This is a genomic window from Gottfriedia sp. S16(2024) (assembly GCF_050473765.1).
In the GTDB taxonomy this organism is placed as follows: domain Bacteria; phylum Bacillota; class Bacilli; order Bacillales; family Bacillaceae_G; genus Gottfriedia.
Window position 1 is genome coordinate 722854 of the sequence record NZ_JBFLUO010000001.1, and the last position, 13196, is coordinate 736049.

Annotated in this window: 13 protein-coding genes and 1 pseudogene; all 14 read right to left on the reverse strand. The window is 28.5% G+C overall.

Annotated features, from left to right (window positions below; translation table 11 throughout):
- Window positions 1-91 precede the first annotated feature (91 nt).
- Window positions 92-1258: a nucleotide sugar dehydrogenase gene (locus AB1282_RS03425; RefSeq protein WP_429898458.1), complete on the reverse strand. Its 1167-nt coding sequence runs from the start codon at window positions 1256-1258 to the stop codon at window positions 92-94.
- A 124-nt stretch (window positions 1259-1382) separates the two neighbouring features.
- Window positions 1383-2573, reverse strand: a complete 1191-nt coding sequence (locus tag AB1282_RS03430; RefSeq protein ID WP_429898459.1) for a glycosyltransferase family 4 protein — start codon at window positions 2571-2573, stop codon at window positions 1383-1385.
- A 258-nt stretch (window positions 2574-2831) separates the two neighbouring features.
- Window positions 2832-2975: pseudogene (locus tag AB1282_RS03435) on the reverse strand (DapH/DapD/GlmU-related protein); the annotation flags it as partial.
- A 326-nt stretch (window positions 2976-3301) separates the two neighbouring features.
- Window positions 3302-4015 (reverse strand): glycosyltransferase family 2 protein, encoded by a 714-nt coding sequence (locus tag AB1282_RS03440; RefSeq protein WP_429898460.1) that lies wholly within the window; start codon window positions 4013-4015, stop codon window positions 3302-3304.
- A gap of 23 nt (window positions 4016-4038) precedes the next feature.
- The gene (locus tag AB1282_RS03445) at window positions 4039-4539 is read right to left on the reverse strand and encodes a glycosyltransferase (RefSeq protein WP_429898461.1); all 501 of its coding nucleotides are present in this window, start codon (window positions 4537-4539) and stop codon (window positions 4039-4041) included.
- Entirely contained in the window at window positions 4536-4985 is a 450-nt protein-coding gene (gene pssD, locus AB1282_RS03450; protein ID WP_429898462.1) for a PssD/Cps14F family polysaccharide biosynthesis glycosyltransferase, read from the reverse strand. Before pssD ends, AB1282_RS03445 begins: the two co-directional genes overlap by 4 nt.
- 27 nt (window positions 4986-5012) lie before the next feature.
- On the reverse strand, window positions 5013-5912 hold the full coding sequence (locus AB1282_RS03455; protein ID WP_429898463.1) for a glycosyltransferase family 2 protein: 900 nt from the start codon (window positions 5910-5912) through the stop codon (window positions 5013-5015).
- Between the two features lie 38 nt (window positions 5913-5950).
- Entirely contained in the window at window positions 5951-7378 is a 1428-nt protein-coding gene (locus AB1282_RS03460) for an oligosaccharide flippase family protein (RefSeq protein ID WP_429898464.1), read from the reverse strand.
- Window positions 7379-7387: 9 nt separating this feature from the next.
- The gene (locus tag AB1282_RS03465; protein WP_429898465.1) at window positions 7388-8515 is read right to left on the reverse strand and encodes a glycosyltransferase family 4 protein; all 1128 of its coding nucleotides are present in this window, start codon (window positions 8513-8515) and stop codon (window positions 7388-7390) included.
- Window positions 8516-8549: 34 nt separating this feature from the next.
- The gene (locus AB1282_RS03470; RefSeq protein WP_429898466.1) at window positions 8550-9764 is read right to left on the reverse strand and encodes an O-antigen ligase family protein; all 1215 of its coding nucleotides are present in this window, start codon (window positions 9762-9764) and stop codon (window positions 8550-8552) included.
- 92 nt (window positions 9765-9856) lie between these two features.
- Window positions 9857-10483: a sugar transferase gene (locus tag AB1282_RS03475; RefSeq protein WP_429901058.1), complete on the reverse strand. Its 627-nt coding sequence runs from the start codon at window positions 10481-10483 to the stop codon at window positions 9857-9859.
- A 120-nt stretch (window positions 10484-10603) separates the two neighbouring features.
- Complete coding sequence (galU, locus tag AB1282_RS03480; RefSeq protein WP_429898467.1) at window positions 10604-11491, reverse strand: UTP--glucose-1-phosphate uridylyltransferase GalU; 888 nt, start codon at window positions 11489-11491, stop codon at window positions 10604-10606.
- Between the two features lie 238 nt (window positions 11492-11729).
- A complete protein-coding gene (locus tag AB1282_RS03485) occupies window positions 11730-12503 on the reverse strand; it encodes a tyrosine-protein phosphatase (protein WP_429898468.1) in 774 nt (257 codons plus the stop codon).
- Window positions 12500-13195: a CpsD/CapB family tyrosine-protein kinase gene (locus AB1282_RS03490; RefSeq protein ID WP_429898469.1), complete on the reverse strand. Its 696-nt coding sequence runs from the start codon at window positions 13193-13195 to the stop codon at window positions 12500-12502. Before AB1282_RS03490 ends, AB1282_RS03485 begins: the two co-directional genes overlap by 4 nt.
- Window position 13196 lies beyond the last annotated feature (1 nt).

Below are 13196 nucleotides of genomic sequence, written 5' to 3' on the forward strand. Positions count from 1 at the left end.
AAAATTTACAATCTTGCATGTGTAAAAATAATAAAAAGTTACAATGTAATCAGTAAACCATTGTAACTTTTTTAGTTTAGTAGGTTAGAGTTCAATCCCTACTGAATAAATCTCTCGTATATACTTTACGCTCAACATCTCTTAAATCATCTGATAATCTATTCGCCACGATTACATCAGATATTCCTTTAAATTCATCTAATTCATTAATCACTTTAGAATTATAGAATTTCTCTTCACTTAAAGCTGGCTCGTATACAATTACTTCAATGCCCTTAGCCTTAATACGTTTCATAATACCCTGAATGGCCGACTGTCTGAAGTTATCTGAGTCTGTTTTCATGGTCAGTCTATATATACCTACAATCTTTGGATTCATACTAATTATCATATCTGCAATATGATCTTTTCTCGTTCTATTTGCATCAACAATTGCAGTCATAATATTATTTGGAACGTCTGAATAATTAGCTAGTAACTGTTTTGTATCTTTAGGTAAGCAGTAGCCACCATAGCCAAAAGAAGGATTATTATAGTGATTCCCTATTCTTGGATCAAGACTAACTCCATCAATAATTTGTTTCGTATCTAGACATCTTACTTCAGCATATGAATCTAGCTCATTAAAAAAAGCCACTCTCATCGCAAGATAAGTGTTAGCAAATAGTTTAATAGCTTCAGCTTCTGTTGAATTTGTAAATAATACATCTATATTTTCATTTTGTGCGCCTTCTACCAATAAATTAGCAAATACTTTTGCTCTATCAGACTTTTCTCCAACTATAATTCTCGAGGGATATAAGTTATCATAAAGTGCTTTTCCTTCTCTTAAAAACTCTGGTGAGAAAATAATATTATCTGTTTCGAACTTCTCCTTTATTTTTTCTGTATATCCTACTGGAACTGTTGATTTAATCACCAATATTGCTTCTGGATTAATAGACAATACGTTTGCAATAACAGCTTCAACCGATCTAGTATTAAAATAGTTCTTTTCCGAATCATAGTTTGTTGGTGTAGCAATTACTACATACTCCGCATCTTTGAAAGCTAAATAATTATCCGTAGTTGCAGTTAAGTTTAGCTCTTTAGAAGCTAAAAACTCTTCAATCTCATTATCAATAATAGGAGATTTTCTATTATTAATCATGTCTACTTTTTCTTGATTAATATCAAGTGCTATTACTTCATTATGTTGGGCTAGTAAAATTGCATTTGATAATCCAACATAACCTGTTCCCGCTATTGTAATTTTCATTAATTAGTACATCTCCATTAACTTAAAATTATTTGTAAATATTAATTATTTGCTCGAATACAAAAATTGTCCCAAAAGGCCTGAATCAGAAATCTAAAAAAACGTTTATTGGTTTATTGATCTATTATATTATATCTTCGTAAATAGATTGAATTTTCTGAGCATAAGTATCAGGATTATGTTCTTCTTTAATTCTCTTTAATGAATTTATTCCTTTTTGTTCAATTGACTCTGGATTTTCAACAATACTACTCATTATTTTATATAAAGAAGAAATTATCGTTTCTCTAATTCTACTTTTATCTGATTCATTTGAATTAACAGCTTCTTTTGTATCATTTAATGGTAAATCAATTAGCCAGCCTACTTCATCGTTATTTATTTCAGGTAAGGCCCTAACATTAGTAGTTATGACAGGGCAACCAGCCGCCTGCATTTCCAATACTGAATATCCATAAGTATCAGCCCAAGTTGGTAGAAGACCTATATGACTTAATTTAAAGATTTCCAATACCTCTAAATTAGGCATTTCTTTTTTTAGCTCAATATTTTTATTTTTCCCTATTATATTTTCGATAAATCGAATATCTTCTAATGAAACTATTTTTGTACTATCTTCGGTATTCTGTACATTGCCTATAATAATTAATTTCAACTTCAAATTAGGATGTTTTTTGCATAAACGATCAAATGAAACTACTGATTCATATCCGCCTTTTTGATGAAAATGACGTCCTACAAAAACAAAAGTGATCGCTTCTGAATCTTGATCACCTGAGAACTTTTCTTTATAACTATTAATTAGTAATTCTTGTGGAGGATGCAAAACTATTATTTTCTTTTTTATTCGCTCTGCTAGTTTGGGTTCAAAGTTGTTTAAAAGATTAAATTGAAATTCTTTGGTACATTCAGAAATGGCAATTAATTTCTTACAAGTATCTCTGTCTAAAACTTCTATTTCTTTAACTATAGAACTATCAATTTCTTTTTTATTCTTCTCCTCTTTGAAACCAAACAAAAACTGACTTGTTCTAGGAATAACTGTTTCAAAAGTAGTAATATACGGCTTATTACCGTAACTAATATGATTAAAGAAATGATAAAAATCTAATTGTTTCAGATTTAATACTGATTTGTGTTTAAATAGTTCATCACCGCTATATTTAAATCCTAAATAGCTATTCAAAAGTTTTTTTATTTTATTAGAATATTGAAAAAGATTATTTTTACTATCATATACATAATCAGTATTGTTTACTTTTCCAATAATATTTCTTAGTTCAGGATAATTTTTAAGTATATAACCAACTTTCAACTTTTAAATCACATCCTATTTCCAAATAGTGTTTTATACTTGAGCTAGTCAAGCTATTTCATTTGTAACGATATCTAACTAAGTTATATCTAAATCATTAATACCACTTAAATAAATAAGTTTAAATAAACTTATTTATTTAACCACAAATTTCTGTGATGGCAAATTTAATATATAATTTTTCTTTTCACTATTACTCATACCTATTGTATTCAATGCATGTGGATTAATCTTTTGAAAATAATCTTTAGTAGTACAAATGACTTTAGCAGGATTCCCTCCTATTACCACATCACCTAAAGGAAAGCTTTTAGTTACCACACTACCTGAACCAACTATGACATTATCTCCAAGAGTTACTCCTGGTAGTATTATTGAACCATGACCAATAAAACAATTTTTCCCAACTTTAATTCTCCCAAAGACATCAGTAGCATTATCTACTATTTTAGTTACAGAATTATCATGTGTGATAAATGTAACATTTGATGAAATCGTAATATTATTTCCAAATTCTAATAAATATGGTTCTGCTGTTAATAAAGGAGAGAAAGCTCTCATATTTTCCCCTATTTTGACACCAACTGATCGGTAATATCTTATATTTAAACTCATTAATTTTTCGTTCTTACCTAAAAGTTTAAAGTAATATTTTTTAAACAAATAAATTTTTTTATTCATGTGATCCCCTATTCAAAAAAACTTAATTGTAACTTCATTTTAAAATGTTATTCATTAAGTTTTATATAATTCTCTACATCACTATACATTGATCTCCAAGCCCTAAACTCTTTTATAAATTTAAAAAAACTACTCCCATGTGAGTGCATAACAAGTAAATTTGGTTCTTTCACAATATATTTACCTTCTTGAATAATACGATAAGCCATTTCAACATCTTCGCCACCATGACCTAACTCTTCCTTAAATTTATGCTTTTTCCATATATCTTTTCTTAGAAAAGCATTACTACAACTTAAGATTCCTGGATGAATTTCTTTTTCAAAAATTGTACCTTCTTTTAACGATTTCTTATATCCTAGATTGTTAAATAATTTTTCAGTAATTGAACCATCTGGTAAAGCTATTACTTCACCATATACACCGCCAATCAATGAATCATTAAATAATTTCGCAGCAATTCCTAAATAATTTGAATGGAAAGGCACAGAATGACCACTGATATAGCATAAAATGTCTCCACTAGCATTTTCTGCTCCAACATTGCTAGCATAACTATAATTAAAATCTTTTTTATTAATCGATACGATTTTACAGTCGTACTTCTTACATATATTAATAGTATTATCTGTCGATTGTGAATCTACAATTATTGTTTCAAACTCTCGATACTCTTGTTTTTTTAAACTTTCTAACACTGTACTTATCCATTTTTCTTCATTATATACCCGAATAATGACACTGATTAAAGGTTTATTCATAATATCAATACTCCTTGAATAAACTAATTGATGAACATTTCATCTACTAATTTAATAAATTTAGTTACAAAATTTTTATTATTTCCCTTTTGTTCACCTAATTTTTTTGAAAGTGTTTCGTAATTAATTATTGTTGATTCCAAATCGATTATTTCAAATACCCCAATTACTCTATTATTATCATTCATTCTTTTTACAAAATCTACTTGATGACCATCTACATGTTCATCAAAAATTGGATTTCTTGGGACTACTATAGGAATTTTTCCCATTTGAATAGCAGAGAAAATAGAACCTGGACCGCCGTGTGTAATAATAATCCTGGCTTTTTTCATAACATCGATCATTTCATCATAGCCCATAATTTTCTTAGTAGTACAGTATTTTGTTGTATAGTTACTATATCCAGTTTGAATAATAACTTCTTCATCTTTTTTAATGATATTATTTTCTTTCAATATATCTAATTGTTTTACTAATCGATTAAATTGTTGCTCATGTGTGCCAACTGTTGCAAATATCAAAATAAACCTCCTAAATATTTTGCCTTAGGATAAAATTTTCTTTGTTCCTCCCACTGAATAATAAATTCATCACAAATCGGATATACAATTTTACCAGTAATAGTAGGAGAATCGATTCGATCATATACTTCAATATAAATTGTTTTGGCACCGAATAACTTCCCAAGATAAAAAAACGGAATTGCAGGGGCCGCTCCTGTCGAAACTATAATATTAGGTTTTTCATTTTTTAAGACTTTAATTGCTAAAAAAGTATTTTTAATTAAGTTTTTTATATTTCTATTGCTAGGATAATAGCACCAATATACTTTTTCATTATTTAATTGAGATATGGCATCTTCTTTCTTAAATGTTACCCATACTCTTTCTTTATCTTTAGTCCATTCTTCTAATTGCATAAGATGGGTTAAGTGACCACCACTAGAACCAACTAAGCATATTTTCATTTTAAAATTACCTCGTTAATTAATTTTTTATAACAAACGTTTGATTAGAAAATTTGGCAATGCACATTTAACTAAACCTTTAAGAAACATTTTTTGATTTATTGCTTTTTCCGCATAAGCTTGAGCAAAAATTTTAAAACCCTGAAGTCTATTGCCTTCAATAATAATTGAATTAGCAACATATTTTGCTAAAAATGCATGGTATGTTTTATTTGACATATACATTTTTACTTTTTCCAGCCATTGTAGGGAGACTTGGTATTTGCTATTTATTGCAATTCTTCCTTCTCTTTTATCAACATAATAAATTGATAAAGCTTCTTGTAGTGAAATAAATTTCGTATTTTGTTTTTGAAGCTTAAGACAGAAATCCCAATCTTGGTGTTTCTTTACATCGTAACCGAAGAGAGTTTTTTTAGCCAAAGATGCTGAAAGTAAATAAGTACTTGTCTGAACAGAATTATCTTCTAAAATAATATATTCTAGAATATCTTCACCTTCAATAATTTCACGATTTCTTGATTTAACCTCTTTACTATTATCTGCTTTAAGAATCACATCGGTAAAACACATAAAATCATTTCCAATATCATCTTTAATAAACTCAATTTGTTTTTCCAATTTATTCGGTAACCATACATCATCAGAATCAAGTAAAGCTATTAACTCTCCCTTACTTTCTAAGATTCCTATATTCCTAGGCTTGGTGCCTCTGCTATTTTCTTCTAATCGAATATATTTTATTCTTTCATCTCTAAAACCTTTAATAACCTTTTCTGTATTGTCAGTTGAAGCATCATCTACAATAATAACCTCAAAATTGGTATATGTTTGAGATAATACACTTTCTATAGTTCTATTTATTAATTTTTCTCTGTTAAAAGTTGGAATAATAACAGAAACTAGTACATTACCCAATTTTTCCATCAAATTGTTGCTCCTCAAATTAAATAATTTTAAAACAATTAATTTTTTTTAATCAAATTATTGAAACTAAATAAATTAAATATATCCTTATAATAAAGAAATACGATAACAAATAAATTTAACACTCCAAGTAAAATTGAAATAATATCCACATTATTAAAACTAGCATAGAAAGCTAATACAAATAAACATAATGTACTTATGAATATTTTGGTTAAGCCATAATTAATTTTAAAATATTTTTTAGAAATTATTGTTCGAAGATAGAAGAAAATAATGTACGCTATCCCTGTAGAAATGGCAGCTCCAACTGCACCATAATTAGGTACTAATAGTAAATTTCCTATTAGATTTACTAAAGCTGCTATGATTGCAATAATAATATGCATAGAAGACTTTTTTTGGAAATTTATACCAATAACAGTGGTTTCAGAAATTGTATACATAATTGGCATAAATATTAAGAAAGGCATAATATAACTTGCTCCTCTGTATTCATTACCCAAAAGATAAATTATTATGTCTTTAAATAGTATTATTAAAGTACCAATAAAGAACATAGTAAAAGCAACCAATCTACTTACTTTTTCAAAAAATTGTTTATCATTAGGGTTTTTGCTAAATTTTTCAAATGCGACAGGTACCCAAAAAGTAGTAAATGCTCCTTGTACAGCATTTAATAGTGCAACGATAGAAAATGCAGCAGCATATAAACCTAATTCTTTAAAGTCTTTGAAATGTTTTATAGCAATTCGATCAATTGATTGAAACAACCATGTAATTAAATACGTAAAGACCAAAGGAAATCCATATTTTAACAACTCTATATTAGTTGTTTTGATCTGATTACTTTTAAACATTGAAAACCAAATTTCTTTTTCAATTAACATTCCTATTAAACAAGCAATTAATTGAGATATCACAAAAGAATATACTAATGCTAAAAAATTGTTATCGAAAAACTTAAAAAAAACTATTATTAAAATTATATTTAACGCTTTTTGAGCTATCTGTAAGTAAGAGTATATTCTACCTTTCTGTTGCATTCTGACTACTAAAAACATGTACCTACTCAAAAGTGAGAAAAAATTATTAATAATAATCAGTATTATTAATTGTATATTAAATTCATTAAATAATTGATTTAGTATACTACTACAAAAAATTATTAATAATAAAGAACTAATTACTACTAATAGAATGGGAAGCTTTAAAGATGCTTTTAATAATTTTGCTCTTCCCTCTTTTTCTTCTTCATAAAAAAATCTTACAAACGAATTATCTAACCCCATCAAAATAATGGAACCAATTAGACTAGAAAACAAGATAAACATTGAATATTTCCCAAATTCATTTGGTGAAAATAATCTTGTATTAATAGGAGATGAAATTAAACCTAATAGTAAGACAATCCCACTACCTAATGCATACTCTAGAAATTTATTTAATAAATTACTATTAGTCATTTTATCCTCCTAATTTATTTTATCTGCATTTAATATAGCTTCAATCTCTCTATCTATTGTCGATTGAATGCCACATTGTTTATTAACATCTGTCGAAGCCATTTGTGACATTTTAATAAATTTATTCGGATCATAATATAGATCTAAGATTGCACTTGCAAGCTCTCTTGGATTATTTGATAAAAATCCATTCTTACCGTTTGTAACAAATTCAGGAATAGCTGAATTATTTGATGTTACTGGCACCAAACCACTAGACATTGCTTCCCCCATGGAAACTCCCTGTGAATCTTGTCTAGTAGGACACAAAAACACACCAAACTTTTTATGCAAATTTGCAATTTCTTCTTGTGACAAAAAATTATTGTACATTTTTACATTAGGGAAATGTTTAAGTTCTTCCTTAACTTTGTTAAAATATTTACCTTTACCATACAAAACAAATTCCATATCTTTAAACTCATCTTTTGTACTTAAAATTTTAATAGCATCAGCAGATATATCATTTCCATACTTCTTGCTTTGAAATGTTCTAATAGAAAGAATCTTCTTTCTACTCTCAATATCTTTATGACTATATTTATATAAATCGGTATTAATATAATTATGAATGATATTTACATTATTAAATCGCGTATTAACATCTTTTTCTGCTATTTTTTTTATCCAATCAGATACAAATATATACGTTAGATTTTGATTTGAAGTTTCATTAAATTTCTTAAAGTTTCGTAACTGATTTATATTTTCTAATATAAATTTTAAAAAATAGATGTTATTAAAATCAAATAATCTTCTCTTCCAACTAGAAGCTTCGAATAAATGTACCCAAATTATAACAGGAATTTTTTTTTCTACCTTTCCTAAAGCTTTCATTGTAGAAGTAAGTAAGAAATGCACTAATAAATGTGTAATATTGTTTTCTTTTACATATAGTCTAAAAGATTCATCATTACCTTCGAAAACCGTAACACTTTCAAAAATATATTTAGACACATCTGTCTTATTATTATCTAGAACCCATATTTCTGTCTCAAAGCCTTTTTTTATATATTCACAAACACGCTGATGAACAAATCCACTTCTATATAAATTGTCTTTTTTAGGATATTGATGAGTTAATACTAAAAATTTCATTCTTACAACTCCTTTTAACATAAAGACTACTTGCCTATTTTCCATGCAAGTAGTCTTTGTTTAACTTTATGCTCGTTTGTAAATAAACAAATATTCCCCAAACTAACGCGAATTCACTTCCGATAAATGCACTTTCTTGTAAATTTAATATTAATAAATAGCATAAAAACCCCAATGATAAAAAACTAAATTGTGAACCATTTATTGACCTGAAACTCTTTACTAAAAATAAAGAAAGGCCAAATAATACTATACTAAATCCAATAATTCCTATATAAACTAATGTCTCTAAAAAACCATCGTGTAGAGAGTATATTTCAAAATTTATATAATTTGTTAAATTACTATGAAAATAAGTACCATCTCCAATTGCTCTATACCCATAACCTAGTAACCATTTGTTTTCCATTAATTTAAATGAAGCTTCCCAAATTACATCTCTACCTGTAAAAGTTAGATCTTTTCCAAATAACCCTAGTATCCATTTTACATTGGTAATAAATGCCAATATTACATAAAGTAAAAACGGTGTTAGAAAAGATAAAATAGAGATTCTTAACAATTTATTTTTAATTTTACTAAATGCATACGTACTTAAGACAAATAGAATAAAAACAGTTAATAAAAAAAGTGCTGTTGTAGATTGACTTAAAAAAATCAGTAATACTTGTAAAAATATCATTAATATTATAATAAATACATGTAATTTACCCTTTTTAATATCTTTATAACATAAATAGTAATAATTGAAGATTAAATAAAATAACATCACTTCTGCTAAATTATTCTTTTGAGTAAATATTCCCTCCCATGCACCATAATGGATTAATTGATCGATACCATAGGTTGGGAATACTTTTGAAACGATCAGAGATAAAATAGCCATTATACTGCCTGAATAGAAAATTAATTGAAGTAATCTTCTTATATCATATTCATTAGCAAAGTAAATAAATAGTAAAGTTTGAATTACTAGTTGATTTACATAATACTTTGAATCTGATAAACTATTTGACCAAAAAATTGATAAGACACAAAATAATGAAATAATACTTGAGGAATAGCTAAAAACTACTCTCTCTTTTTTTATAAATACATAGATAAAGAATTTTATTAAAAAATAAAATTGTAAATATGTAATAATCTCTCGTTTAGGTAACCATTCATTAAATGCTGTCCAACTTAACATCATAAAATAAACAATTAAAAATAAACTGTCTAAATAAAATAAAGGTTTTCTCTTATACATTTATTACTCCTAATAATTCAGTGAAATAAACGAATTTCAGTTATTATTTTAAACTAATTATTTAACTACTAATTGTACGTTTTAATAATTAATTAATAAGCATCCTTAGAACCCAAAAGAACAACAAAAGTTTTTAATAGTATAAAGAAATCAAAATATATACTTTGTCTATTAATATATTCAATGTCTAATTCTACCATCTCGGTAAATCCTACACTATTACGAGCACTAACTTGCCAAAGGCCTGTACACCCTGGTTTAACTGACAATCTCTGTAAATCATATTCTGTATACTCTTTTACTTCTCTTGGAATTGGTGGCCTTGGACCTACTAATGACATATCTCCTAACAATACGTTTAGTAATTGAGGTAACTCGTCTATAGAAGTTTTTCGAATAAATTTTCCAATATTAGTTATTCTAGGGTCCTCTTTCATTTTAAACATCGCACCAGATACTTCATTAAACTTTAATAATTGTTCAAGTCGTGCTTCTGCATCAGTGACCATCGATCGAAACTTAAACATTTTAAATTCTTTTCCATTTTTTCCGACTCGAATTTGGCTAAAAAATACTGATCCATTTTTATCTTCTAATTTTATACAAATAGCAACGAACACAAATAATGGTAATAATACTAATATTCCAATTAATGCCCCAAATATATCCATACTTCTTTTTAAAATAGAGTATACTATTCTTTTTTCAACTTCTATCACAGTTTTTGTCGAATTAGAGTACCTATCTGATTGTTGAAGTTTTGCGGAATCCAAGTTTATCCTACCGCCCTTCTATAAAAAATATTTAGTTTTATTTCAAAATCAAGATTTTTATTACTTTTAGTTCATCACCAGTTCTCTTTCAACTAATTCACTCATTAACTTCAATAAATCAGAACGCAAATCACTATTTTTCAATGCCATTTCAATTGTAGTTTGAATAAAACCAAACTTTTCTCCAACATCAAAACGCGTTCCTTCAAATTCATAAGCAAATACACGTTGGATTTTGTTAAGAGCTTGAATTGCGTCTGTTAATTGAATTTCATTACCTGCACCTCGTTTTTGTTCATCTAAAAACATAAAAATTTCTGGTGTTAAAATATATCGCCCCATAATTGCTAAGTTAGATGGTGCAGTGCCAGGTGCAGGCTTTTCAACAAAATCACTTACACCGTATCTTCTTCCTGCATTTACTGAAGGGTCAATAATACCGTAACGATTGGTTTGATTATCCTCTACTTGTTGTACACCGATTACAGAAGAATGTGTGTTTTCGTATTCATCCATTAGTTGACGTAAGCATGGTCTTCCTTCATCGTTTTGGACAATATCATCCCCAAGTAAAACTGCGAAAGGCTCATTCCCAATAAATTTACGCGCACACCATACAGCGTGACCAAGTCCTAAAGGTTCTTTTTGTCGAATGTAATGAATATCAACTTGTGAAGGTGCTTGAACTTCTTTTAAGATATCAAACTTTTTCTTTTCCAATAAGTTCTGCTCTAATTCGAAAGCATTATCAAAATGATCTTCAATTGCTCTCTTACCTTTTCCAGTAACAATAATAATATCTTCAATCCCTGATTCAATCGCTTCCTCGATAATATATTGAATAGTTGGCTTATCTACAATTGGAAGCATCTCTTTTGGTAATGCCTTCGTAGCTGGTAAAAATCTTGTTCCTAACCCTGCTGCCGGTATAATTGCTTTTCTAACTTTTTTCATAATATCCCTCTATATTTCTAATTAAATTTTAATATCCCATTCAAAATAGAACTATTACATCTATATTCCTCAAGGAATTACACATGAAATCGCACTATATGTAAAATCTGGGCATCTAACCCAACCTCACACCATACTCTTGACGACTTGCGTCTAAGGAAGACAATTCCATTATCTTCCCACAGTACAGCCGAGTACCCCCCATTGATAACAGTAAGGAGATATCACCTATCATTTATTAGATTCCTAGTAAACGACTAAAAATATTTTGTTTTAATTTAAGAGGTTCTTCTGGATAAAGAATGTCACCATTCATAATTGATTGTGCATTTCCCCTCATTTGGAACTCGGTTTCTATTCCAAATTTTTCTCGGATGACTTCGTATGCATCAATTAACTCAAAATTCCGATTTTTCGTGTTGTGTGCATCTGATGCAATAATATGCACCCAATTTGCCTCAATACATTTAAAAGCAAACTTTTGAATTTTTTTACCGAATTTACCTGTTATCGATGAAGCAGTTAGTTGAGTTAAGATCCCTTTTTGGACAAATTCATAAAGAATATCTGGTTCGTTTATAAGAACTTTGTTTCGTTCAGGATGTACAAGAATCGGTATAATTCGATTTGCTTGCATCTCGTAAAATAACCTATTTGTAAATTGTGGTATATGGGATGAAGGAAGCTCGCATAGTAAATAGCGTCTTCCATCATTAATTGAAACAATTCGATTAAGCTCAAAGTCTTGAATTAATTCCCCATAAAGCCTTACCTCTTGCCCTGGCAAAATCGTTAAAGGTATAGCTTTTTCCTTTAATACTTTATTTAGCTCTTCTACTTTTTCTACGATCTCTTTTCTGTCTGTATTGTAACGTCCGTTCTGATGATGAGGTGATGCAACAATTGTATGAATCCCATTGTCCACGGCTGCTCGAGCCATATTAATACTATCTTCCATTGTAATTGGACCGTCATCTAGGCCAGGTAAAATATGACAGTGTAGATCAATCATTTTTCGCTACCATAATAATCGTAGTAACCGTCTTTCCCCTGTTCCGCTCGATTTAAAACCACACCTAGAATGTTTGCGTTTACTAGTGTTAATAACTCTTTTGCTTTTTTAATTTTTTCTTTTGCCGTGTATCCTCTACGGACAACTAAAATCGTACCATCACATACTTGTGAAATGATTTGAGCATCGGTAACTGCTAACAATGGAGGAGCATCAAAAAGAATCACATCATATTGTTCATGCATTTGTGCAATCAATTTCTTCATTTTCTCTGAAGATAATAGTTCAGATGGATTTGGTGGAATAGGGCCCGAAGTTAGAATTGATAGATTGCTAATATCAGTTTTTTGTATAACGTCCTTTAAGGACTTTTCTTGTGCAATAGCAGTTGTTAAACCTTTAAAATTCTCTAACTTAAAATCAGAATGCAATTGAGGTTTACGTAAGTCTGCGTCTACTAGAAGAACTTTCTTTTCTTGCTGAGCATATGTAACAGCAAGATTCGCAATTGTCGTTGTTTTGCCTTCTGAAGGCTCAGAAGATGTCACTAAAATTGATTTTATTTTTTTATCGATCGAAGAAAATTGAATGTTCGTACGCACTGTTCGATATTGCTCTGCAAATGGTGATTTAGGGTTTGTTAATGTAATAAGAAATCTTTTTAATTTTTCTTTAGCCGTTTTTTTAACCATT

Excerpts from the sequence above, each read along its gene's own strand:
- AB1282_RS03455 (WP_429898463.1), bottom strand. The coding sequence starts at position 5,912 with ATGGAAAAATTGGGTAATGTACTAGTTTCTGTTATTATTCCAACTTTT.
- AB1282_RS03490 (WP_429898469.1), bottom strand. The coding sequence starts at position 13,195 with ATGGTTAAAAAAACGGCTAAAGAAAAATTAAAAAGATTTCTTATTACA.
- AB1282_RS03465 (WP_429898465.1), bottom strand. The coding sequence starts at position 8,515 with ATGAAATTTTTAGTATTAACTCATCAATATCCTAAAAAAGACAATTTA.
- AB1282_RS03470 (WP_429898466.1), bottom strand. The coding sequence starts at position 9,764 with ATGTATAAGAGAAAACCTTTATTTTATTTAGACAGTTTATTTTTAATT.
- AB1282_RS03485 (WP_429898468.1), bottom strand. The coding sequence starts at position 12,503 with ATGATTGATCTACACTGTCATATTTTACCTGGCCTAGATGACGGTCCA.
- AB1282_RS03460 (WP_429898464.1), bottom strand. The coding sequence starts at position 7,378 with ATGACTAATAGTAATTTATTAAATAAATTTCTAGAGTATGCATTAGGT.
- AB1282_RS03440 (WP_429898460.1), bottom strand. The coding sequence starts at position 4,015 with ATGAATAAACCTTTAATCAGTGTCATTATTCGGGTATATAATGAAGAA.
- galU (WP_429898467.1), bottom strand. The coding sequence starts at position 11,491 with ATGAAAAAAGTTAGAAAAGCAATTATACCGGCAGCAGGGTTAGGAACA.
- pssD (WP_429898462.1), bottom strand. The coding sequence starts at position 4,985 with ATGAAAATATGCTTAGTTGGTTCTAGTGGTGGTCACTTAACCCATCTT.
- AB1282_RS03425 (WP_429898458.1), bottom strand. The coding sequence starts at position 1,258 with ATGAAAATTACAATAGCGGGAACAGGTTATGTTGGATTATCAAATGCA.